The sequence below is a fragment of the Flavobacterium sp. RSP46 genome, assembly GCF_003984825.1.
In the GTDB taxonomy this organism is placed as follows: Bacteria; Bacteroidota; Bacteroidia; order Flavobacteriales; family Flavobacteriaceae; genus Flavobacterium.
Map to the genome: position 1 here is coordinate 760,209 of NZ_RYDM01000001.1, position 23,035 is coordinate 783,243.

19 protein-coding genes and 4 tRNA genes are annotated in these 23,035 nt (G+C 36.0%); 22 read left to right on the top strand and 1 reads right to left on the bottom strand.

Annotated features, from left to right (window positions below):
• From EKM01_RS03420 to EKM01_RS03475, 12 genes are all read left to right on the top strand, one after another.
• Window positions 1-1,218 carry a glycosyltransferase family 4 protein gene (locus EKM01_RS03420; protein WP_126766825.1) on the top strand — a complete coding sequence of 406 codons (1,218 nt, stop codon included), beginning with the start codon at window positions 1-3 and terminating at the stop codon, window positions 1,216-1,218.
• A gap of 192 nt (window positions 1,219-1,410) precedes the next feature.
• A complete protein-coding gene (locus EKM01_RS03425) occupies window positions 1,411-2,958 on the top strand; it encodes a glycosyltransferase family 2 protein (RefSeq protein WP_197037220.1) in 1,548 nt (515 codons plus the stop codon).
• Between the two features lie 2 nt (window positions 2,959-2,960).
• Window positions 2,961-3,953 (top strand): glycosyltransferase family 2 protein, encoded by a 993-nt coding sequence (locus tag EKM01_RS03430; RefSeq protein WP_126766827.1) that lies wholly within the window; start codon window positions 2,961-2,963, stop codon window positions 3,951-3,953.
• A 21-nt stretch (window positions 3,954-3,974) separates the two neighbouring features.
• Entirely contained in the window at window positions 3,975-5,093 is a 1,119-nt protein-coding gene (locus tag EKM01_RS03435; protein WP_126766829.1) for a glycosyltransferase, read from the top strand.
• Window positions 5,094-5,174: 81 nt separating this feature from the next.
• Window positions 5,175-6,260 (top strand): glycosyltransferase, encoded by a 1,086-nt coding sequence (locus EKM01_RS03440; RefSeq protein ID WP_126766831.1) that lies wholly within the window; start codon window positions 5,175-5,177, stop codon window positions 6,258-6,260.
• A gap of 6 nt (window positions 6,261-6,266) precedes the next feature.
• Window positions 6,267-7,619, top strand: coding sequence for an O-antigen ligase (locus tag EKM01_RS03445; RefSeq protein WP_126463112.1), 1,353 nt, complete (start codon window positions 6,267-6,269; stop codon window positions 7,617-7,619).
• Between the two features lie 184 nt (window positions 7,620-7,803).
• Entirely contained in the window at window positions 7,804-9,198 is a 1,395-nt protein-coding gene (locus EKM01_RS03450) for an exopolysaccharide biosynthesis polyprenyl glycosylphosphotransferase (protein ID WP_126766834.1), read from the top strand.
• Window positions 9,199-9,456: 258 nt separating this feature from the next.
• A complete protein-coding gene (locus EKM01_RS03455; protein ID WP_126766836.1) occupies window positions 9,457-11,415 on the top strand; it encodes a putative porin in 1,959 nt (652 codons plus the stop codon).
• 208 nt (window positions 11,416-11,623) lie between these two features.
• A complete protein-coding gene (locus tag EKM01_RS03460; protein ID WP_126451890.1) occupies window positions 11,624-12,985 on the top strand; it encodes a pyridoxal-phosphate dependent enzyme in 1,362 nt (453 codons plus the stop codon).
• Window positions 12,986-13,203: 218 nt separating this feature from the next.
• Window positions 13,204-13,686, top strand: a complete 483-nt coding sequence (locus tag EKM01_RS03465; RefSeq protein ID WP_126451891.1) for a 3'-5' exonuclease — start codon at window positions 13,204-13,206, stop codon at window positions 13,684-13,686.
• A gap of 118 nt (window positions 13,687-13,804) precedes the next feature.
• Entirely contained in the window at window positions 13,805-15,076 is a 1,272-nt protein-coding gene (locus tag EKM01_RS03470; protein WP_126766838.1) for a DUF2851 family protein, read from the top strand.
• An 89-nt stretch (window positions 15,077-15,165) separates the two neighbouring features.
• The gene (locus EKM01_RS03475; RefSeq protein WP_126451893.1) at window positions 15,166-15,393 is read left to right on the top strand and encodes a PspC domain-containing protein; all 228 of its coding nucleotides are present in this window, start codon (window positions 15,166-15,168) and stop codon (window positions 15,391-15,393) included.
• Between the two features lie 73 nt (window positions 15,394-15,466).
• On the opposite strand, the gene EKM01_RS03480 is transcribed toward EKM01_RS03475, so the two are convergent.
• A complete protein-coding gene (locus tag EKM01_RS03480; protein ID WP_126451894.1) occupies window positions 15,467-16,945 on the bottom strand; it encodes an amino acid permease in 1,479 nt (492 codons plus the stop codon).
• Window positions 16,946-17,204: 259 nt separating this feature from the next.
• Here EKM01_RS03480 and EKM01_RS03485 point away from each other — a divergent pair, with 259 nt between their 5' ends.
• The 10 genes from EKM01_RS03485 to EKM01_RS03530 all read left to right on the top strand — a co-directional run bounded on the left by EKM01_RS03485 (window position 17,205) and on the right by EKM01_RS03530 (window position 23,031).
• Window positions 17,205-18,101, top strand: a complete 897-nt coding sequence (locus EKM01_RS03485; RefSeq protein ID WP_126767055.1) for a helix-hairpin-helix domain-containing protein — start codon at window positions 17,205-17,207, stop codon at window positions 18,099-18,101.
• 165 nt (window positions 18,102-18,266) lie between these two features.
• Window positions 18,267-19,436: an acyl-CoA dehydrogenase family protein gene (locus tag EKM01_RS03490; RefSeq protein WP_126463122.1), complete on the top strand. Its 1,170-nt coding sequence runs from the start codon at window positions 18,267-18,269 to the stop codon at window positions 19,434-19,436.
• A gap of 322 nt (window positions 19,437-19,758) precedes the next feature.
• On the top strand, window positions 19,759-19,953 hold the full coding sequence (gene rpsU, locus EKM01_RS03495) for a 30S ribosomal protein S21 (protein WP_035670421.1): 195 nt from the start codon (window positions 19,759-19,761) through the stop codon (window positions 19,951-19,953).
• Window positions 19,954-20,021: 68 nt separating this feature from the next.
• Entirely contained in the window at window positions 20,022-20,918 is an 897-nt protein-coding gene (locus EKM01_RS03500; RefSeq protein WP_126568618.1) for a tyrosine-type recombinase/integrase, read from the top strand.
• Window positions 20,919-20,949: 31 nt separating this feature from the next.
• Window positions 20,950-21,252 (top strand): ribosome hibernation-promoting factor, HPF/YfiA family, encoded by a 303-nt coding sequence (gene hpf, locus EKM01_RS03505; RefSeq protein WP_126455885.1) that lies wholly within the window; start codon window positions 20,950-20,952, stop codon window positions 21,250-21,252.
• Window positions 21,253-21,342: 90 nt separating this feature from the next.
• A tRNA-Thr gene (locus EKM01_RS03510) sits at window positions 21,343-21,416 on the top strand.
• 33 nt (window positions 21,417-21,449) lie between these two features.
• A tRNA-Tyr gene (locus EKM01_RS03515) sits at window positions 21,450-21,530 on the top strand.
• A 51-nt stretch (window positions 21,531-21,581) separates the two neighbouring features.
• Window positions 21,582-21,653, top strand: a tRNA-Thr gene (locus EKM01_RS03520).
• Window positions 21,654-21,706: 53 nt separating this feature from the next.
• Entirely contained in the window at window positions 21,707-22,894 is a 1,188-nt protein-coding gene (gene tuf, locus EKM01_RS03525; protein WP_126455883.1) for an elongation factor Tu, read from the top strand.
• 66 nt (window positions 22,895-22,960) lie between these two features.
• Window positions 22,961-23,031, top strand: a tRNA-Trp gene (locus tag EKM01_RS03530).
• Window positions 23,032-23,035: the final 4 nt, after the last annotated feature.

Sequence of the window (23,035 nt, forward strand, 5' to 3'; positions counted from 1 at the left end):
ATGGGAAACGAATATTCAGCAGTGGCTCCCTTTATTTTGGAGAAGGTTGAGGTGAGGAAAATAGCTTTTTTAAGCCCGGAATATCCACACCCAAAAACAGGAAGCTCCGGCGGGATAGGTACCAGTATTAAAAATCTGGCAATGGGACTTTTGGCAGAAGGCTGTTCCGTACGCGTTTTAGTGTATGCCCAAAAAGAAGAAGCTGTTTTTTATGACAATGGTATTTGTATTCAGCAAATCAGGAATGTCAAATTTAAGGGATTGTCGTGGTATTTGACCCGGAAAAAACTGCAGAATATTATTGATACTTTATACGAGGATAAAAAAATTGATGTGCTAGAAGCTCCGGATTGGACGGGAATCACCTCTTTTATCTCTCCTAAAAAATGTCCGGTTGTGATTCGGTTGCATGGCTCGGATACTTATTTTTGTCACTTGGATCAGCGGCCTGTAAAGTGGATTAATAAATTTCATGAAAAAAGAGCATTGAAAAAGGCAGATGGCTTGCTTTCCGTAAGTCAGTTTACGGCCGATACTACGAATGCGGTCTTTGGTTTAAACAAGCAATTTACGATTATTCCGAATGGTATTGATCTTGATGCGTTTAGTCCGGATGATAAAAACAAAGAAAATACGAACACGATTCTATATTTTGGTAGTTTAATTCGTAAAAAAGGATTGTTAGAGTTGCCGTTTATTTTTAATGCAGTGGTCGCTAAAAATCCAAATGCTAAATTGATTTTATTAGGGAAAGATGTTCCCGATATTATTTCAGGCGATTCTTCCACTTGGCAGATGATGCAAGGAATATTTTCTCCGGCTGCGCTGCTCAATGTGACTTATTATGGGGCTGTGCCATATCAGGACATGAAGCAGCATATTAGTACGGCAACAATTTGCGTGTTTCCTGCTTTTGCAGAGGCTTTGCCCGTGTCTTGGATTGAGGCCATGGCGCTGCAAAAACCTATTGTAGCCTCAAATATTGGCTGGGCACAAGAAGTGATTGATGCCGGTGTCAATGGGTTTTTAGTACATCCCAAAAATCATTTGGAATACGCAACAAAAATTACTCAACTGTTAGATGATGCTGTTTTGCAAAAAGCGTTTGGTTTAGCGGCAGAAAAGAAAGTGAAAGAAAAATTTAGTAAGGAGAAAGTGGCGCAACAGAGTGTAGTGTTTTATAAAAAAGTTTGTGTTAGGTTAGAATCAGACAGTTAAGTTAAAAAAGCATGACTTCGACTACAATTCGTCTACGCTCAATATGTACTTCCGACCTGATAGAAAGGATTATTAAAACGTAGGATGCTAACAGAGATTAACGGGTGAAAGTGTGGTTCAATTTTTTTATTTAAGATTAATTGAAATTTTTATTAATTACACCCAACGGGTAGATTTAAGTTTAAACGATAAATGGGAAGAATACAATTAAAAGAATATACAACGACGTCAGGTGAAGTACTATTGTATGCCGGTACTCCTGATTTTTCACAATTGGAGCTATTGTCTACTGGAGCAGGCGATATTTGGCATAGTTCTTTTGAGCAGGGCTATAAAAATGCTTTCCCTGAATTGGTCTATCAGACTGCTGTATTCTTTTGGTATTTGAATGATTTTGATGGATTAGATCAATGTGTCAGTTGGAGGATTAATCCCAATGCTTTTGCAGTTCGTAAATCAGTTTGGGACCTCACAAAAGGTTTTGATACCGATTTTGAAAATATTCAAATGCAGGCTTTAGATTTTGGATTTCGATGCAACCGTTTTTTGGGAGGAGTTCCATTATATGTAAAAAATTTATTTACAAATGCGGCTATAGAAAAGGTGATAGTTTCAAGAAGAGATCGTCATCTTTTTTTTAGGAAAAATTATAAAATAAGCCATGCCATTTTTATGATTTACAGATTAGGTTTCTTGAAAATTTCAGAATGGATTACTTTGTTCAGAGTCAAGAATACCTATAAAAAAAGGGACATAACGGCTAGAATTCCTTCTCGGGTGCTTCTTGCTATTCAAGGTAATCCTACAGTAAGTTATATTATACCTACGATGTTCCGTCAAGAATACACTTTACAACTGTTAGATGATTTGTCTAATCAAAACTATAAACCGACCCAGGTTATTGTTGTAGATGCCACTCCCTTGAGCGACAGAGATGAAACGGCCTACGAACAAAAGCAGTATCCCTTTGAATTAAAAGTGATTTGGCAACAGACAAAGGGTAGTTGTAGGGCCAGAAATGAGGGGATTGCTCTATGCACGGGGGATTATATTGTTTTTGGGGATGATGATATTCGGATCCCTGCGGATTTCATCGAAAACCACATTCGGTTCTTACAAACCTATTCGGTTGGAGCCTGCAACGGACTGGATATCCGTGCGGATCACCACCAACAGAATTTAGAGGATTTGGCTCTTAAGTTGGAACAATTGAGTCGACCCCCATTTATTGCGGGCTGTACTCAAATGTTTAGCAATGCGAATTCTTGTGTCAAACGGGAGTTTGTAAATCAGTTGGTCGGTAATGATGTCAATTTTGATGGCGGTTATGGCGAAGACAGTGATTTTGGAATGTCGTTAAGTAAAATCGGAGTAACTGTTTTAGCTAATCCATTTGCTGCTAATTTACATTTAAAACCACCCAGCGGAGGCTATCGTTTTTGGGGAACTCAAGCTAAGATTGTTGGAAAAAAAAGGAAAGCACAGCCCTGGGAACTGGATGCTCCTGTGAAAAACATAAAACCGGTTCCTAGTCCAACAATTATGTATGGGATAATGAAGCATTACAGTCCTAAACAATTGAGAGAGTATAAGTATAAACATTTTACCTATTATCTATTTACGGGTTCTAAAGTTGCTTTTTTGTATCGTTTATTTCGATTTCCTTACAAGAATATTCAATTTAAGAAGTCGGTTTTTTATGCACAAAAATTGCAGAATTTAGGAATTAGACACCAATAACAATGAAATTTTCATTACTAATTTGTACGTACATGCGTGCCGAAGCTTTATTACAGCTATTAGAGTCTGTGAAAGAGCAAACAAAGTATCCAGATGAAATTATGATCATCGATGGGTCAACTAATCAGGATACATCGGTAATGATAGAGAATAATCGATTTGATAATTTAAAATATTTCGTCGTTCCACCACAACATCGTGGTCTGACTAAGCAACGCAACTACGGAATTGAAAGAGTAGCAGTTGATATAGAAATAATCTGTTTTTTAGACGATGACATTGTTTTGACGGCTACCTATTTTGAAGAACTGTTACAAACGTATAAGGTTTATCCGCAGGCTTTAGGTGTTGGCGGGTACATTATTGATGAAACTAAAACGGAATTTGTTGGTGAAAAGTATCACTCCAAAAGTGATGAATTTTATTTTGATGGATGGAAAAGAAAAGATGGCAGCCGATTCGTGTTAAGAAAAAAATTAGGATTAGACAGTGATTGTCCACCGGGTTATTCTTCCTTATATTCACACGGTCGTAGTGTGGGATTTTTGCCTCCGAGTGGTAAAACGTATGAAGTTGAAATGTTGATGGGAGGTGTTTCCTCTTTCAGAAAAAAGGTGTTTGATACGTTGCGGTTTTCTACTTATTTTGAAGGTTATGGCTTGTATGAGGATGCCGATTTTTCTTTACGAGTGTCTAAGATAGGGGCATTGTACTTGAACACTGCTGCAAGATTGTATCATTATCACGATACCGCAGGAAGACCCAATCAATATCAATATGGTAAAATGGTCGTGCGAAATGGTTGGTATGTCTGGAGAACGAAAAATCCTAAGCCAACATTAGAACATCAATTAAAATGGCACACAATTACATTACTTTTGACTGGTATTCGGTTTAGCAATACCTTTACCAGCAGTAGTAAAAAAGAAGCTTTTACAGAGGCAGTAGGCAGAACCGTTGGTTGGTGGAGTTTGTGGATAAGAAAACCAAAATAAGATATAAACAGTATTTTAAATATGAAGTTCGTAATCATTACCCACGTGCCGCATTCGAAAGTGAATAATTTATATTATGCGTACGCTCCATACGTAAGAGAAATGAATGTTTGGGGCAACCATGTAACACAAGTAGTGATTGTGGCTCCTTTTTTTTTAGGTAAGGCGACAGCCATTGACAGTTCTTACCAGCATCAAAACATACACTTTATTCCTGTTCCAAGTTTTGATTTATTATCGATACAAGCTATTTTATTTACTTTATTTAAACTTCCCGGATTGCTTTGGGTTTTATTTAAAGCCATGAAATCTGCTGATCACATTCATTTACGGTGTCCCGGAAATATTGGATTATTGGGTTGTTTTGTTCAAATTTTATTTCCGAATACTCCAAAAACAGCTAAATATGCCGGAAATTGGGATCCTGAATCCAAGCACCCTTGGACCTACGAACTGCAACGATGGATTTTAAGCAACACTTTTTTGACCCGAAACATGCAGGTTTTAGTGTATGGCGAGTGGAAGGGCAGTTCTGGAAATATTAAACCTTTTTTTACGGCTACCTATTCTGAAAAAGATAAATTGGCAGTGGTTCCAAAAGTGTTACAGGGTGTGGTCGATTTTGTTTTTGCAGGTACATTAGTCCATGGGAAGCATCCGCTGTATGCTGTTCAATTGATCGAAAATTTGCATCAAAAAGGGTATTTAGTGCGTTTGCGGCTGTATGGAGAAGGAGTACAACGTAAAGTCTTAGAGGAGTATGTTGTAGGGCATCAGCTCGAGTCCATTGTTTTTTTGAAAGGAAATCAATCCAAAGAAACCCTGCAAAAAGCCTATCAGGGCAGTCATTTTATAGTGTTGCCTTCAGAGAGTGAAGGGTGGCCAAAAGTGATTGCCGAGGGTCTGTTTTGGGGTTGTGTTCCTCTGGCAACAGCTGTTTCATGTGTGCCTTTTATGCTGGATTATGGGGACAGAGGGATTTTGCTGGAAATGGATCTTGAAAAAGATATTTTGCAAATCGAATCGGTTTTGAGTAACCAAAGCCTTTTTGATTACAAACAAACCAGAGGAGCAGAATGGTCCAGGGGCTATACGATGGATTTTTTCGAAGCGGAAATCAAAAAATTACTGGCACGTTGATGCTGAGTTTAACTCGTCTCTTTGAGTGGGTTTGCTACTATTGGGCGTAGATTAATATGTAACATAAGTGATAACAACAACATGAGAATCATTCAAATTATAGATTCACTCGAGGCAGGTGGAGCGGAGCGTATGGCGATCAGTTATGCCAATGCGCTAGCGAAAAAAATTGAATTTGCAGGTTTGATCGTCACCCGAAATGAAGGGTCACTGCTCCATCAAATTGATGCGGATGTTTCTTATTTGTATTTAAATAAAAAACACACTTTCGACTTAAGGTCAGTTTTAAAGTTGAAATCATTTGTAAAACAGAATAAAATTACAATCGCACATGCACACGGGACATCATTTTTTACTGCGGTATTACTTAAATTGACGTATCCTAAGATTAAGTTAATTTGGCACGATCATTATGGAGCAAGGGCAAATGAATCAATATGGAATAATTTGATATTATCTTTTTGTTCCTGTTTTTTCTCTTGCACATTTGTAGTAAATCATCAATTAGAAGTTTGGGCTAATAAAAATCTATTAACTAAAAAAAAATATTTTTTACCAAATTTCGCTACGTTTGATGACAACGTTTTAAAAGAAACTATTCTGAAAAGTGAAGAAGGAAAGCGAATAGTATGTATCGCAAATTTAAAACAACCTAAAAATCACATAACAATATTGCGTGCTTTTGCGGAAATGAATTTAATGGAATTGGGTTGGAGTTTGCATTTAATCGGAAAAGATTACAAGGACGACTATTCAGCTATTTTAAAGGAATTTATAAGTAAAAATAATTTAGAAAATTATGTTTTTATTTATGGTTCTAAGACTGACATCAAATACATACTATCTCAAGCAACAATTGGTGTTTTAGCCTCTACAGCAGAGGGGTTTCCTGTAACATTATTAGAATATGGTTTGGCAAAATTATCAGTAATATCAACAAATACCGGGCATTGTCCAATGATTATCCAAGATAATTTTAGCGGTTTGTTGTTTACTCCACTAGATAGTTTTCAGCTTCAAGTTCAATTAGACAAAATGATTTCTAAGGAATCTTTAAGAATTAGTTTTGCACTACATTTGCATCAATTAGTTGTAGATAATTATTCAAAAGAAAAAGTGATCGATATTTTAATTAAGAACTATGAAAAACTATCCGATTCTAAATAGTTACAAATGAAAAACGAAGATCGATCCTATCTCTATTTAATTCTTTTCCATGTGGTGGTGGGTGCATTGGGGTATTTGTTGCCTTTTACAGCAAAAATATACGGCTATTCTATTTTTATTTTTGGAATTTATTATATCGTAAAAAAACAAAACAGAAATAACGAAGCACTGATTGCTGCGGCTTATGTGGTAGGGAGCGAAGTCTTTTTGCGAATGACCGGTGGAAATCCACTCTATGAAATTTCCAAATACGGGGTTGTACTCTTTGTTCTTATCGGGATGTATTACAGCGGTTTTTCTAAAGGAGCCATTCCGTATTGGATCTTTCTATTGTTACTAATCCCCGGTGTTATTATTTCGACTTTTGTATTGAATTTTGACACGAATATTCGCAAAGCGATTGCCTTTAATCTTTCTGGTCCCGTTTGTTTGGGACTGGCTTCTTTGTACACCTTTCGGCGAAAGATTGGATTGGATCAGATGAATACAATCCTGCTGAGCATGGGTCTTCCTATTATTAGTTGTGTGGCATATCTGATTTTTTATACACCAGATTTACAGGAAGTCATAACGGGAACCGAATCTAATTTTCAAACTTCTGGAGGGTATGGCCCCAATCAGGTGGCTACGGTTTTAGGACTGGGGATGTTTATTTTTTTTTCCAGAGTAATATTGGATTCTAAAACAAAATTCCAAATTATAATCAACCTGATCCTTGCGTTAAATATCACTTATCGAGGAATCATTACTTTCTCCCGAGGAGGAATGATTACCGGATTCTTGATGATTGTTTTGTTGCTGGCGTTCTTGTATTTTAAATCTAATTTTGGCGGAAGGGCAAAATTGAATTATATTATCGTATTCTTAGTGTTTGCAATGTTTGTCACTTGGACCTTCACCTCCTTTCAGACGGGCGGCCTTATTGACAAGCGCTATGCCAATCAAGATGCCGCAGGAAGGGCTAAAGAGAGCCAGTTTACCGGCAGGGAGGATGTGGCACTAAATGAGATCAATACGTTTTTGAAGAACCCTATTTTTGGAGTAGGGGTTGGGAAAGGGGTGGAAGTCCGGGAGGATGAAACGGGGATCAAAGTGTTGTCCCACGACGAAATTACCCGGATGCTGGCCGAGCATGGGTCTTTAGGGATAATAGCATTGCTGATTTTGTTTTTTACACCCTTGGTTTTGTACTTGGAAAACAAGTTCAATATGTTTTTATTGTGTTTTGTTGCCTTCTGGTTTTTAACCATTAATCATGCCGCCATGCGTACCGCCGCACCGGCCTTTGTATACTCGTTGTCCTTACTCAATGTGCAGTTGGGATCGCCCAGAAGAACGAGTGTTGTAAAAGAAGAGTAGAGAAGAACCATAAAGAAAGTGGTGCGTATTCGTTTCAATATTTTTCATGGTTTTTTTAGGGAATTCGCAGCTCTTAAAAAAATCACTTTGTTAAAAGTGGATGTTCTTAAAAAAAAGAGGTGCTACTATAAGTTTAATTTGGAACAAAAAAATTAAATTTGCACCCGTACCATAAATACCTATCATGTTTTCAGTTGACAAAATGCATTTTGAAATATCAGAACGAAAGATGATTCTTCGACTTTTTGATGTTCTCTTTGTTTTGACGGCTTTATATGCAACTGGAAAGGTATTTGCTTTTGATTATTTTGAAGTTTCAGCTACTAATTATTACTGGACAATCGTCTTGGCAGTTTACCTAAATGTATTTGGAGCTATTTTTGAAATGTATAATCTTCAGGTGGCTAGCAACGAGTTTCAGGTGTTAAAAAGTACTCTTATTACCGTTTCAACAACTGTTTTAGTCTATTTACTGACGCCGTTTTTTTCTCCGGAACTGCCCTCAAACCGCCTTCAAATTCTATTGTTTTTTCTGGTCGTATTCTTATCGTTGTTTTTCTGGAGGATGTTGTATGTAACCTTTTTGGCCTCTAATCGATTTTTTCAGAAAGCAATCTTGATTTGTGATCAGGAGCAGGTACAGGAGTTGATTTTAGGACTTGAAAATATTGATCCGCATTATAAAATAATTGGGTTTGTTAATCTAGATTCCAGTGAACAACAAATGGAAGAATACCATTATGTGCAGCACATCAAAAGAGAGGATTTGTTCTCTTTTGTGAATGAAAACGGAGTTTCTGAAATTGTGATTGCTTCCCAAAAAACGGGAGGTATTACAGCAGATTTGTACCAACAATTGCTTCATTTATTAGAGGCTGGGAATATTATACGGGAATATACACAGGTATATGAAAGTAAAACCCAGCGCATACCAGTGCAGTACATGTCACGGGATTTTTATCGTTTTTTTCCTTTTAGCCGAAGCAATCAGAATAAATTGTATTTGATTGTTATGCGAATATTTGAAATAACCGTTTCCTTGTCTGGACTTGTTGTAGGCGTGTTCTTGTGTCCGCTTATTTTGTTTGGAAATGCAATAGGAAATAAAGGGTCGTTGTTTTATTCACAAGAACGGATAGGCAAAGATGGGGCGGTATTTAAAATTTTAAAGTTCCGGACAATGGTTAAAAATGCCGAATCGAACGGTGCCGTTTTTACCGCTACGAATGACTCCCGAGTGACGCTTTTTGGGAAATTTCTGCGTAAAACCAGAATCGATGAGTTTCCTCAGGTTATCAATATACTAAAAGGAGATATGGCTTTTATAGGTCCGCGTCCCGAGCGTCCTATTTTTGTAAAAGAAATTGCAGAAATAATGCCTTTTTATGAAACCAGACACATCATCAAGCCGGGGCTTACTGGCTGGGCACAGGTCAATTATACGTATGGGGAAACCATTGATGATAGTCTGATCAAGCTGCAGTATGACTTGTATTATATCAAGCACCGCAGCATTTACCTAGATTTGAACATTGCTTTCAAGACCATCACTACGGTGTTGTTTTATAGAGGACAGTAGCTATTATTATTATTATTATTATTAGACAGTTGTTTAATGTATCGTTTTGTAGTGCAAAATGCTACGAAAAAGGAGTGTTTCCTGAAAATTTGTTGCTTGCAGGTCCCTTTAAAACTGTCCCGAAAGAGTAAATTGACAGCGAGTAATTTTCTTGTATAACACATACTTCCGTCAGATGTTTTTTTATTTATAGGTTTTTATCATTTATCTTTGCCGAGTTAAAACTGTATACGTAACCGACTAATTAGATCCTGTCAAATGAGAATATTATTTTTATTTTGTTTTTTAGCAGTGCCCATGCTGCTGTTTTCTCAAAAAAATATTACTAATACAGATACTGCCAGTAAATACCAAAGTGCGTCAGATACGGTCAATAAACAAAAAGAACAAAAAGTGGCTACTGTTGATATGTATCGGTTCATCACTTTAGAACGGGATACCACTTACATTGACACGTCTCTCAATATTCAAAAAGAATACAGCCACAACTATTTGCGAAAAGACATTTTTGGACTTTTACCTTTTGCAAATGATGGACAAACATACAATACCTTACAATACGGTTTGACGGATGTAGTTGTATTTCCGGAATTTGGTTTTAAAGCAAAGCATTTTAATTTTTTGGAGGCAAACCAAATCCGTTACAGCTCTGTAGCAACTCCTGTTACCGAATTATATTTTAAAACAACCGTACAAAAGGGGCAGTCAGTAGATGCCTTTATTACCCTGAACACCTCAAAAAATTTAAATTTTTCGATCGCCTACAGAGGACTACGTTCAGAAGGAGAATACATCAATCAGCTCTCAAGTACAGGAAATTTCAGGTTTACCACCAGTTACAACACTAAAAATAAACGGTATTTTGCTAATGCACATTATACCTATCAAGATATTTTAAATGAAGAAAACGGTGGAATTACGACTATTAATGATTTTGAAAGTGGTGATCCAAACTACGATAACAGACAAAGATTTGAAGTGTATCTTAATGACGCCAAATCATTTCTGAAAGGAAAAAGAATTTTTGTGGATCACAATTTTAGAATTAACACAAAAAAAGGAGACAATAACGCGTATCTCGCGCATCAGTTTAATTACGAAAATAAGTTCTTTGAATACAATCAGGCCACAGTAGCATCTGCCGTAGGAGGGGCAATAGTTGACCGGTTTGGGGACTCTTTTGCAAACAGCGGGATCAATGATCAAACGCGTTACAACAAGATGTACAATAGAATTGGTTTGATTTATGAAAATACAACATTGGGTAAATTTCAATTTTTTGCTGACGATTTCAGATCTAATTATTATTACAATCAGATCCTAATATTTGATGCGAAAACAGTCCCAAGTTTCTTGAGCCAGAACATTAATAGTGCCGGAGGTCAATATGAATACCGAAAAAACAATTGGAACGGTATTTTTTCTTATTCCAGATCTATTACCAACCAGTCGCTTTCAAATTTAGATGCTAAATTGAAGTATGAGCTCACTGATGAAATTCAATTTGCATTTCAGTATCAAAACATAAACAAACTACCCAATAACAATTACAATCTGCACCAGAGCAGTTACGTGCAGTACAACTGGTCTAATGATTTTAAGAATGAAAAAATAAACAAAATAAAAGCTAATGCCATTTCTCCTTGGCTAGATGCAGAATTGCAGTTTTCAGTGTTGAATGATCATTTGTATTTTACCGAAGCATCAACTGCGCAGCAAAAAACAGATAACACACAAATTGTTGCGCCGGCACAATACAATAGCACAATAAATTATGTATCGATCAAAATCAGCAGAGAATTAAAATTTGGAAAATTTGCGTTAGATAATACAGTTTTATATCAAAAAACAGAACAACAAGATGCCATCTTGAACGTGCCTGAAATTGTAACGCGAAATACGTTTTACTACTCGAATTTTTTGTTTAAAAAAGCCTTATTTCTGCAAACAGGGATTTCACTCAATTACTTTTCCAGTTATTATGCCAATGAATACAATCCGGTCATAGGAGAATTTTTTGTGCAAAAAGACAAACAAATCGGCAATCATCCTAACCTTGATTTTTTTATCAATGCAAAAATTCAAAGAACAAGGATCTATTTGAAAGCGGAACATTTTAATTCGGCACTCACTGGCAATGATTTTTATGCCTCCCCCAATAATCCATCGCGTGATTTCACGATCCGATTTGGTTTAATTTGGAACTTCTTTAATTAATAGCTCTTTAAAATTTCAATTTTTTAAGTCATTTTTTTTGGGCGTTTTATCGCGCTATCCGCTATATCTTTCCTTGCTTGGCAGCAAACAAGGAAAGGATGTCGCTATTATCACGAACGCAAAATTCCGTAAACAAGATTAATTTATAACAAAATACTATCTTTGTAGCAGTATTTACAACAAATTACAATCTTAAATTTATTATACAATGCGCTACGCAGAAAATATATTAGGTACCATAGGCAACACCCCATTAGTGAAACTCAATAAAGTAACTGCCGAAGTAGAGGCCTTAGTACTTGCTAAGGTGGAAACGTTCAATCCAGGAAATTCCGTAAAAGACAGAATGGCTGTAAAAATGATTGCAGATGCGGAGGCTGATGGCCGTTTACAGCCAGGCGGAACTATTATTGAAGGAACTTCCGGGAATACAGGAATGGGATTGGCATTAGTCGCCATTATAAAAGGATACAAACTAATTTGTGTAATTTCAGACAAACAGTCCAAAGAAAAAATGGATATTCTTCGTGCCGTAGGCGCTAAAGTTGTGGTGTGTCCTACGGATGTAGAACCTACGGATCCAAGGTCGTATTATTCGGTTTCTAAACGATTGGCCAAAGAAACGCCTAATTCCTGGTATGTGAATCAATACGACAACCCTTCAAACGCTATCGCGCATTACGAGCAAACGGGACCGGAAATTTGGGAGCAAACAAGTGGTAAAATTACTCATTTTGTATCGGGGGTAGGCACTGGAGGAACTATTTCCGGAGTTGGGAAATATTTGAAAGAGAAAAATCCAACCATTAAAATTTGGGGAATCGATACCTATGGTTCTGTATTTAAAAAATACCATGAAACAGGAATTTTTGATGAAAATGAAATCTATTCGTATATCACAGAAGGGATTGGTGAGGACATATTGCCCATGAATGTAGACTTTTCTTTGATTGACGGATTTACAAAAGTAACGGATAAAGATGCGGCGGTTTATACCCGTAAAATTGCACTTGAAGAAGGAATATTTGTAGGGAATTCTGCTGGTGCGGCGATCAAAGGATTGTTGCAACTCAAAGAACATTTTAAACCGGAAGATGTAGTTGTGGTTCTTTTTCATGATTCAGGAAGCCGTTATGTAGGTAAAATGTTCAATGACGACTGGATGCGGGAACGCGGTTTTCTAGAAGAAGAAATCACAAAGGCGGAGGATGTAATCAAAGATCATATCGACAAACCATTGATTGTGGTGCGTACCGAAGAATTAGTTTCGCACGCCATAGAAAGAATGCGTAAATACAAAATATCTCAAATTCCTGTCATTGATACCACCGGATTTGTAGGTTCTGTTGATGAAAGTGATTTGTTTCAAAGTTACGTAGCCGACAAAAATGTAGCTGATAAACCGATTAAAGATGTAATGGGAAAACCTTTTCCAATAGTGAAACACGGAACTCCTATTGAAGAAGTTTCTCGATTATTCACGAAAGAGAATGAAGCCGTTTTGATTGAATTAGAGAATGGAAATCACCATATTATAACTAAATATGATATTATTGGGTCGATAAAATAAGATTAAAACTGGATTTTATTTCCTAATTATACTCCAACAAGAATCAAAAAACCTGCAAGGTTTTTTGGTTTAATTACTTTGTTGCTGTAAAATTTTTGGAATCTAAAAGTTTGCAAGAACATCTAAAAAAAAGGTAACAAATACATTGAACTTCTATAATTGACAGTATTTTTGTAAATCTGAAATCAAATATCGTTAACCCTAAATCTGAAATCAAATTGACCTTCACCGCTATAGACTTTGAAACAGCAACCGCATACCATCCGTGTTCTGTAGGAATTGTAACCGTAGAAAATGGAATAATTACAGATGAGTTTGTTAGTTTAATCAAACCACCAAATAATTTATATTCTCCTTTTACCATTCAAGTGCATGGGATTTATCCGCGGGATACCATGAATGCTAAGTCATTTGCTCAGGTATATCCTGAAATTAAAAAACGGTTGCAAAACAGGATGGTTGTAGCTCACAATGAAAGTTTTGACCGGAATGTTTTGGCAAAATCAATGGCGCTTTATAATTTAGAGTATGCGGATTTGAATATTGCCTCTCGTTGGGAATGTACCGTAAAAATATACAAAGCCAAAGGATTAAAACCAACTAAATTGAGCGATTGTTGCCGGGAAATGAATATCGCTTTGAATCATCACGAAGCGTTATCTGATGCTCGGGCTTGTGCCAAATTGTATTTGTTGAAATAAAAACATCCTATTTTACTAAAATAGCATTCGGTATTTTAGGGAAATTTCTGATTTTTTTTATTTTAGATAATTTGCTATTTTTTTTTACTACATTAGTCTTCAATCTAATATTTTCAATATGAAAGAAGATTTCCTCCATTACCTTTGGAAATTCAAGAAATTTGATACTTTGAATTTGAAAACTTTCAATGGAGAGGAAATCACAATTGTTACTGTGGGCCAATATCTTGAACTGGCCGGTCCTGATTTTTTTAATGCACAAATAACGATTGCAAATCAAAAATGGGCAGGAAATGTCGAAATTCATCTTAAATCGTCAGACTGGTATGTGCATCATCATGAACAGGATTCAGGATATGAAAACGTTATTTTACATGTGGTTTGGGAGCATGATACGGAAGTGTTTAGAAGCAATAACAGCGAAATTCCGGTTTTGGAACTCAAAAAATATGTAGATAAGGCCACCCTTGAAAATTACCAATCTTTAATGGCACCCAAATCATGGATTTTTTGCGAAAAGCAAATTAATAAAATTGATGGATTTGTCTTTAAAAATTGGCAGGAACGTCTGTTTTTTGAACGTCTGGAAAGAAAAGCAAAATCTATATTTGATTTGTTAGAACAAACTAATCACGATTGGGAAGCAGTGTTGTTTTGCCTTTTGGCTAAAAATTTTGGATTAAATACCAATGGAGAACTCTTTTTTAAAATGGCACAAAACATTCCTTTTTCGGTGCTTAGAAAGGAAAGTTTTGAAATTGAGAATCTGGAAGCATTAATTTTTGGAACCGCAGGGTTATTGGATTGTGATAAGGAGGATACTTATTTCAAAGATTTAAAATTTAGGTATTTTTACTTGATACATAAATACCAATTGGAGCAAGGTGGCCAGGCACCAGTCCAGTTTTTTAAGCATCGCCCGGATAATTTTCCTACGATACGTCTTTCTCAATTGGCGAATTTATACCACAGTCAGGTACATTTATTTTCAAAAATAAGTGTTTTGAATTCATTAAAAAGTAGTTACGACCTGTTTCAGGTTTCGACTTCTGAATATTGGTTGAATCATTACCAATTTGATAAAGAAAGTCCAAAGAAAAGGAAATCGCTTTCAAAATCTTTCATTGACTTGATCGTCATAAATACCATAATTCCGCTACAATTTGCTTTTGCTAAAAGTCAGGGAAAAGAAATTTCAGAGGATTTAATTCATCTGTTAGAAGAAGTTTCTCCGGAGAAAAATGCCATTATAGATAAATTCAAGTCTTTTGGGGTTCTCGCTGCAAGTGCTTTTGATACCCAATCATTACTGCAATTAAAAATGGAGTATTGCAACGCAGGTAAATGCTTAGAATGTGCCGTAGGAATGGAATTGTTGAAAAAAAATTAATTCAATTATTTTTGGATTTGTTTACTGGAGAATGTTGTAAATTTGTTTTTTAAATATGTGATTGACGAATTTAATACACTAACTGAAAAATGTCAGCAGTAATTAAGCTTAAGTTCTTTTTTGAGAAACACGGTTTTCATGTTTCCTCCCGCTTAGCAGATACCTTAGGAATGCGTGCCAGTAGCGTCCGACTATTTTTTATTTACTTGTCATTTGTTACAGCTGGCTTGTGGTTTGCCGTGTATTTAACTTTGGCTTTTTGGATGCGGTTGAAAGATTTAATTCGTGCAAAACGCACTTCGGTTTTTGATTTGTAAAAAGAGTTAAATAAAAAAAGGGATTCTAAAATAGTTAAACTATTCTAGAATCCCTTTTTTGTATGCTGTAAATTTATTTATCCGGATTGTTTAGTTTACTTTTTTTCTTACCGTAGGCAAAATAGATAGCAACTCCAATAATCATCCAAATGGCAAGTCTTTCCCAACTTTCAATAGGTAATCCAGCCATCAAGATTAGACAGATGATAACTCCTAGAATTGGAAATACTGGTACAAATGGCACTCTAAAACCTCTTACTGCATCGGGATTAGTTTTTCTCATTACAACAACTCCAATACATACAAGAGCAAACGCAAATAATGTTCCTATACTTACCATATGACCTAAGTCTGACACAGGAACAAATCCTGCAAACATGCTAACAAAAACCATGAAAAGTAGGTTTGTTTTGTATGGTGTTCTATTTGTTGCGTGTAATGTACTAAAAAATTTAGGTAATAATCCGTCAATACTCATACTGTAGAAAACCCTACTTTGCCCCATCAACATCACTAACATTACAGAGGTATATCCTGCAATAATCGCAATTGTTAATGCTGAGTTTAAGAATGTATAACCTGTCTTAGCAAACGCTGTAGTGACAGGGCTTGCGTCACCTTTAAAGTTAAGGTAGTTTTCTAAACCAGTTAAAACAAAAGCAAATAGAACATATAAAACGGTACAAATTATGAGCGACCCTAATATACCAATTGGCATACCTTTCTGTGGATCTTTTGCCTCTTGTGCAGCTGTAGAAACAGCGTCAAATCCTATAAATGCAAAAAACACAACTCCTGCACCTCTTAGAATACCACTCCAACCGTAATGACCAAAGTAATCGCTACTAAAGAAATTTAAAAATGTCATCTTTCCTGAGCTTAAAAGGGCTTCGCCTTCATTTACAGGGATAAATGGAGTATGATTCGCTCCGTCAATAAAACCCCATCCGATACCTATGAATACAATAACAACAGTTACTTTTAAAATAACCAAAATATTGTTTAATAAAGCTGATTCTTTTGTGCCTCTAATCAATAGTAGAGAAAGGGCACAGATAATTAATATGGCGGGTAAATTAATGAATCCTGGTTTCTGATCCCATGGTCCATGGAGTATCTCCTGGGGAATATGGAGTCCATAATTGGCGAGGAATTTATCTACATATTGAGACCAACTCACTGCTACTGTTGCGGCTCCAAGAGCATATTCAAGCACTAAATCCCATCCAATAATCCAAGCAACAAATTCTCCCATTGTGGCATAAGAATAGGTGTAAGCACTTCCTGCTACTGGGATCATAGAGGCAAATTCAGCGTAGCACAATCCAGCAAAGGCACAGCCTATCCCTGCTAAGACGAAGGATAGCGTTACTGCGGGTCCTGCATTATCTGCGGCTGCGATTCCTGTTAAAGAAAATAATCCTGCTCCGATAATTGCTCCAACTCCTAGCGCTACTAATGAACGTGAAGACAAAGTTCTTTTTAATCCTTTTTCAGATTCTGATGCTTCATTTAGCAATACCGAAAGGGGTTTAGTTTTCCAAATTGACATGGGTTATATGGTTTTGTTTGTTATTAAGCTCCAAATGTATTGTTTTTTATAAAAAATAAAAACAATAATTGAATTTTAAGTTGTAAAAAATGATTTGTCGTCTTTTTTAATATTGATTCCCGGTGAAATTATTTTGTCAAATAGGCTTGTAGCGGGTATTAATTTGTTTTTGAAAAAAAATCTACAGAAAGCGAACGGTCTTGATTTAATTTATAAATTTAGAATTATTTTTAATGCTAGCAAATCGATACGTACCCCCATGAGTTTTAAAACGATTCTAACTTATTTTAAGTTCACTAAGGAGCAACGAACCGGTATTTTCTTTTTGTTTGTAATTAGTGTAGTCCTGCAGCTGGTTTATTTTTTTGTTGATTTTAGAGCGGTATCTAAAGTGTATCCTGAAAAACAAAAATGGCTTTCTCTTCAAACTGCAATGGATTCCCTTACTATGGAAGCTGCAAATAAAAAGCCCAATGTGTATCTTTTTAATCCCAATTTTATCACAGATTATAAAGGATATAGATTAGGAATGTCTCTTCAGGAAATTGATCGTTTGCTCGCTTTTAGAAAACAAAACAAATATGTAAATTCTCCTGAGGAGTTTCAGAACGTGACTAAAGTTTCAGACTCATTGTTAAATGTGCTAGCGCCTTATTTTAAATTCCCGGATTGGGTACTTGCTAAAAAACAGAAAACTAAATTTATTACATATAAAAAATATTCAAATCCAGCTTTCGCCAAAAAAGAAAAAATCCTAGTCATTGATATCAATAGGGCAACAAAAGAAGATTTGGTAAAAATTTATGGAATAGGTGAGGCCATTTCTATTCGCATTTTAAAACAAAAAGAAACGTTGGGCGGATTTGTTTCTATGGATCAAATGCAGGATATTTGGGGGTTGTCACCAGAAGTAATTGAGAATTTGAATATTCATTTTGAAGTTTTGGCGCTGCCTCAATTTAAAAAAATCAAGGTCAATACTGCTTCTTTAAAGGAGCTTTCTCAGTTTTATTATTTTAGGTATGCACTGGCCAGAGAAATTATAACCTATAGAAGCATGAAGGGGGATTTTAATAATATTGAGGATTTAATAAAAATTAAGGGATTTCCTGTTGATAAAGCAAAAATAATTGACTTATATTTGGACTTTAATTAGAAGTGTCAGATTTTAAGCCCCGGACAAGAGAATTGTATTGCCTTTTAAAATAGAGGTGTTACTTTTTTATTAGCGGATTATTTTTAATCGTTTAAAAACGAAATTTGAAATAGTACTGCTTTATTATGCTTCAATTAATACTATTTGTTAAGAAAAATATACTATATGAATTCAATTTATTTTACGGAAGAACACCATGCATTTAGAGAAAGTTTAAAAGATTTTCTGCAGAAAGAAGTTGTTCCGCATATCGAAAAGTGGGAAAAAACGGGTACAATAGAACGTTTTATTTGGGAAAAATTTGGCGAGATGGGGTACTTTGGTATTGCCTACCCAGAGGCTTATGGCGGTCTGAATCTCGATTTATTTTATACTGTTATTTTTCTCGAAGAATTGCAAAAAATTAAGTCATCAGGTTTTGCTGCTGCCATGTGGGCTCATGGGTATTTAGCGATGACCCATTTGAATGCTGAGGGTGACGAAAGGATAAAGCAAGATTACTTAGTGCCAAGTATCGCCGGAAAGAAAATAGGAGCTTTATGTATTTCAGAGCCTTTTGGGGGTAGTGATGTTGCGGGGATGCGCACTAATGCCGTAAAAAAAGGAGATAAATATATTATTAATGGTTCCAAAACATTTATTACAAACGGTGTTTATGCAGACTATTATATTGTTGCAGCAAAAACTAATCCTGAACTTGGAAACAAAGGGATTAGCATCTTTTTGATGGATACTGGTTTAAAAGGGATATCGGCTGTCAAACTAGATAAATTAGGTTGGAGAGCATCTGATACTGCTGAAATTGCCTTTGACAACGTAGAGATCCCAGCAGAAAACTTAATGGGTGAAGAGGGGAAAGGATTTCCTTACATCATGCAGCATTTTGCTTTGGAGCGTTTAATCATGGCGATAAATGCACATGCTAGAGCTGAATATGCAATAGATTATACAATAGATTATATGTCGCATAGAGAGGCATTTGGAAAAAAAATAAGTAAGTTTCAAGCACTAAGACATACGCTTGTTGAGCATGCAACAGAGGTAGAACACTGTAAGGTGTTTAACTATGCTGCTGTCGCTCGTTTAGACAAAGGGGAATACGTCGTAAAAGAGTCCACTATGGCTAAGCTGAAATCTACAAAAGTTGCAGATGATACTATTTATAGTTGTTTGCAAATGTTAGGTGGTTATGGGTATATGGAGGAGTATCCATTGGCACGTTTGTTTAGGGACAGTCGTTTAGGTCCAATAGGCGGAGGAACTTCAGAAATTCTTAAAGAGATTTTAGGAAAATTAATTATTGATAATCAAAATTATGTGCCAGCGGTAAAGTAGTTTAGACTTTGATTAGGTAGTTTCTGGAGCGAATAAGTTTTGCTTAACGGGATGCTTTAGATTCAATAAAGTAAGTATTTTATAAAAAAAAGAGTCAATACACAAATTGACTCTTTTTTTTATGTCAAGGATAGTACTGCGAATTTTACCCCGATACCTCGCAATGAATAAGATTATAGCGAATAGCTGGCAGCACATGATAGCCTATTCGTGAAACGGAATTGATATTTTGCAAACATGCTCAAATAAATTTACAATTAATGACTTCCAATTCAAAATAATGTTTACTTTTGCACACTTAAAGAAAGGGGGTGTCTATATTATGTTAATTATACCAATTAAAGACGGAGAAAATATCGATAGAGCATTAAAACGCTACAAAAGAAAATTTGATAAAACAGGAACTGTTCGTCAACTAAGAGCACGTACTGCTTTTATTAAGCCTTCAGTTACAAATAGAATCAAAATTCAAAAAGCGGCTTATATCCAAAATATGAGAGATAACTTAGAGAGTTAGTCAATATCTATTAAATAAAATACCGTTAGTCATCAAAATTGTATAACTTTGATGCTAACGGTTTTTTTATGACTACTAATAAAGATGCTTTTCGGGATTATCTACAGTTGGAGAAAAAATATTCTCCTCATACCTTAACGGCATATTGTGCGGATATTGCTTCTTTTGAATCATTCAACAAAATTCACTTTGAGGAGCAAGGCATAGAGCAGGCAGGGTATAGTCAAATCAGGAGTTGGATTATAGTACTTGTGGATGATGGGGTCTCGAATGGTTCTGTTAATAGAAAAATAGCGTCTTTAAAAGCATTTTACAAATTCCTGTTGAAAACAAAGCAAATTCGGGTTAGTCCATTGTCAGGGCATAAAGCATTGAAGGCTTCGAGGGTTTTGCAGGTTCCTTTTTCTGAAAAGGAAGTTTTGAATGTTTTAGATCAAATGCAAAATACAATTGGATTTGAAGAAGTGAGGAATAAACTCATAATCGATTTGTTGTATACTACCGGAATGCGACGCGCAGAGCTGATTCAGCTTCAAATAGCAAATATTGACTTATCCAATAGTACAATTAAAGTATTGGGCAAGCGAAGTAAAGAACGAATCCTTCCTGTTTTGCCGGTACTGGCGGCTCAGTTTTGTTTGTACCTAAAGGAAAGAGCTTTGTTGGTAATAGTCGCTGATAATGCTTATTTTTTTCTCACAAAAAAAGGATTAAAATTAAATGATTCTTTTGTGTATCGGCTAATAAATTCTTACTTTAGTGGTGTGTCTGAGAAAGTAAAAAAAAGTCCACATATCCTGCGGCATACTTTTGCAACACATCTATTAAATAATGGTGCGGATTTAAATTCAGTAAAGGAATTGTTAGGGCATTCTAGTTTGGCTTCAACTCAAATTTATACCCATAGCAGTTTGTCAGAAATTAAAAATATTTATAAAGAGGCGCATCCTCGAGGACGTAAATGATTCGTAAAATGTTTAACTAAAAAAAATGATTATGAAGGTAAGTGTTCATGCAGTTAACTTTACTGTTGACAAAAAGCTAGTAGATTTTGTTCAAGAAAGAATGGACAAGTTAGAAAAATATTATGACAAGGTGGTGTCCGCCGATGTTTTTTTGAAAGTGGAGAAGACTAGTGATAAAGAAAATAAAATTGCTGAGGTAAAAATGAATGTTCCTGGGGATGATTTTTTAGTTAAAAAGCAATGTAAAACTTTTGAAGAAGCCTTAGAACTTTCTGCTGAATCTTTAGAACGATTATTGGTAAAAAGGAAAGAAAAAATAAGTTCGCATATTTAATATGATTTTTTTTTAAAAAAAGTTTTGATTGAGAGATAAAATCTATACATTTGCAGTCCGTTAGAAATAGCGGACTTTTTTTATTGATTCGCCAGCGTAGCTCAGTTGGCTAGAGCAGCTGATTTGTAATCAGCAGGTCGTGGGTTCGAGTCCCTCCGCCGGCTCAAGACTGTAAAGGTCTGGCAATATAAAAAGTAGGGGAGATACTCAAGCGGCCAACGAGGGCAGACTGTAAATCTGCTGTGTAAACTTCGCAGGTTCGAATCCTGCTCTCCCCACGATGAAAGTTTTAAATTAATTTAAAATGCAACATTTAAAATTAATTCTCTGCCGGTGTAGCTCAGGGGTAGAGTGCTTCCTTGGTAAGGAAGAGGTCTCGGGTTCAATTCCCGACATTGGCTCAAGTAAGTAGGAAATAGAAATTAATATATAACAAGATTTAAAATTAAGTAAAATGGCAAAGGAAAATTTTAACCGTAACAAGCCCCATTTAAACATTGGAACAATTGGGCATGTGGATCACGGAAAAACGACATTAACTGCGGCAATTACAAAAGTATTGTCTGATGCAGGGTATTGTCAAGCAAAATCATTTGATCAAATTGATAATGCTCCAGAAGAAAAAGAAAGAGGTATTACAATTAATACATCTCACGTTGAGTATGAAACTGCTAATCGTCACTACGCTCACGTTGACTGTCCAGGTCACGCGGATTACGTAAAGAACATGGTTACAGGTGCTGCTCAAATGGATGGTGCTATTCTTGTTGTAGCTGCTACTGATGGGCCAATGCCACAAACACGTGAGCATATCCTTTTAGGTCGCCAGGTAGGTATTCCTAGAATGGTTGTATTCATGAATAAAGTGGATATGGTTGATGATGAGGAATTACTTGAATTAGTTGAGATGGAAATCAGAGACTTGTTATCTTTCTATGAATATGATGGAGATAATGGTCCTGTTGTTCAGGGTTCAGCTTTAGGTGGATTGAATAATGATCCAGCTTGGGTACCAAAAATTCTTGAATTGATGGCAGCTGTAGATTCTTGGATCGAAGAGCCGGTAAGAGATGTTGCAAAACCTTTCTTGATGCCTGTTGAAGATGTGTTCTCAATCACTGGTCGTGGAACTGTTGCTACAGGTCGTATCGAAACAGGTGTTGCTAATACAGGAGATCCAGTTGAAATCATTGGTATGGGAGCTGAAAAATTGACTTCTACTATTACGGGAGTTGAGATGTTCCGTAAAATCCTTGATAGAGGTGAAGCTGGAGACAACGTAGGTATTCTTTTAAGAGGTATTCAAAAAGAAGACATCAAAAGAGGAATGGTTATCTGTAAGCCAGGTTCAGTTAAACCACATGCTACTTTTAAAGCTGAGGTTTATATCTTGAAAAAAGAAGAAGGTGGTCGTCACACACCATTTCACAATAACTACCGTCCACAGTTTTATGTACGTACAACGGATGTAACAGGGATCATTACTTTGCCTACAGGTGTAGAAATGGTTATGCCTGGGGATAACTTAACTATTGATGTTGTGTTGCTTAGTGCAATTGCATTAAGTGTTGGTTTACGTTTTGCTATCCGTGAAGGTGGTAGAACTGTAGGTGCAGGTCAGGTAACTGAAATTGTAGCATAATCCAAATAGGATAAAAAAGTATAAAGCCAGTAACTCCGTAAAGTTGTTACTGGCTTTTATTAACGAACGGGCGTAGTTCAAGGGTAGAATAGCGGTCTCCAAAACCGTTGATGGGGGTTCGAATCCCTCCGCCCGTGCAAA

Coding starts and splice junctions, on each gene's coding strand:
- EKM01_RS03500 (WP_126568618.1), top strand. CDS start 20,022: ATGACTACTAATAAAGATGCTTTTCGGGATTATCTACAGTTGGAGAAA.
- EKM01_RS03485 (WP_126767055.1), top strand. CDS start 17,205: ATGAGTTTTAAAACGATTCTAACTTATTTTAAGTTCACTAAGGAGCAA.
- EKM01_RS03435 (WP_126766829.1), top strand. CDS start 3,975: ATGAAGTTCGTAATCATTACCCACGTGCCGCATTCGAAAGTGAATAAT.
- EKM01_RS03490 (WP_126463122.1), top strand. CDS start 18,267: ATGAATTCAATTTATTTTACGGAAGAACACCATGCATTTAGAGAAAGT.
- EKM01_RS03430 (WP_126766827.1), top strand. CDS start 2,961: ATGAAATTTTCATTACTAATTTGTACGTACATGCGTGCCGAAGCTTTA.
- rpsU (WP_035670421.1), top strand. CDS start 19,759: ATGTTAATTATACCAATTAAAGACGGAGAAAATATCGATAGAGCATTA.
- tuf (WP_126455883.1), top strand. CDS start 21,707: ATGGCAAAGGAAAATTTTAACCGTAACAAGCCCCATTTAAACATTGGA.
- EKM01_RS03450 (WP_126766834.1), top strand. CDS start 7,804: ATGTTTTCAGTTGACAAAATGCATTTTGAAATATCAGAACGAAAGATG.
- EKM01_RS03425 (WP_197037220.1), top strand. CDS start 1,411: ATGGGAAGAATACAATTAAAAGAATATACAACGACGTCAGGTGAAGTA.
- hpf (WP_126455885.1), top strand. CDS start 20,950: ATGAAGGTAAGTGTTCATGCAGTTAACTTTACTGTTGACAAAAAGCTA.
- EKM01_RS03460 (WP_126451890.1), top strand. CDS start 11,624: ATGCGCTACGCAGAAAATATATTAGGTACCATAGGCAACACCCCATTA.
- EKM01_RS03455 (WP_126766836.1), top strand. CDS start 9,457: ATGAGAATATTATTTTTATTTTGTTTTTTAGCAGTGCCCATGCTGCTG.
- EKM01_RS03470 (WP_126766838.1), top strand. CDS start 13,805: ATGAAAGAAGATTTCCTCCATTACCTTTGGAAATTCAAGAAATTTGAT.
- EKM01_RS03440 (WP_126766831.1), top strand. CDS start 5,175: ATGAGAATCATTCAAATTATAGATTCACTCGAGGCAGGTGGAGCGGAG.
- EKM01_RS03445 (WP_126463112.1), top strand. CDS start 6,267: ATGAAAAACGAAGATCGATCCTATCTCTATTTAATTCTTTTCCATGTG.
- EKM01_RS03480 (WP_126451894.1), bottom strand. CDS start 16,945: ATGTCAATTTGGAAAACTAAACCCCTTTCGGTATTGCTAAATGAAGCA.
- EKM01_RS03475 (WP_126451893.1), top strand. CDS start 15,166: ATGTCAGCAGTAATTAAGCTTAAGTTCTTTTTTGAGAAACACGGTTTT.
- EKM01_RS03420 (WP_126766825.1), top strand. CDS start 1: ATGGGAAACGAATATTCAGCAGTGGCTCCCTTTATTTTGGAGAAGGTT.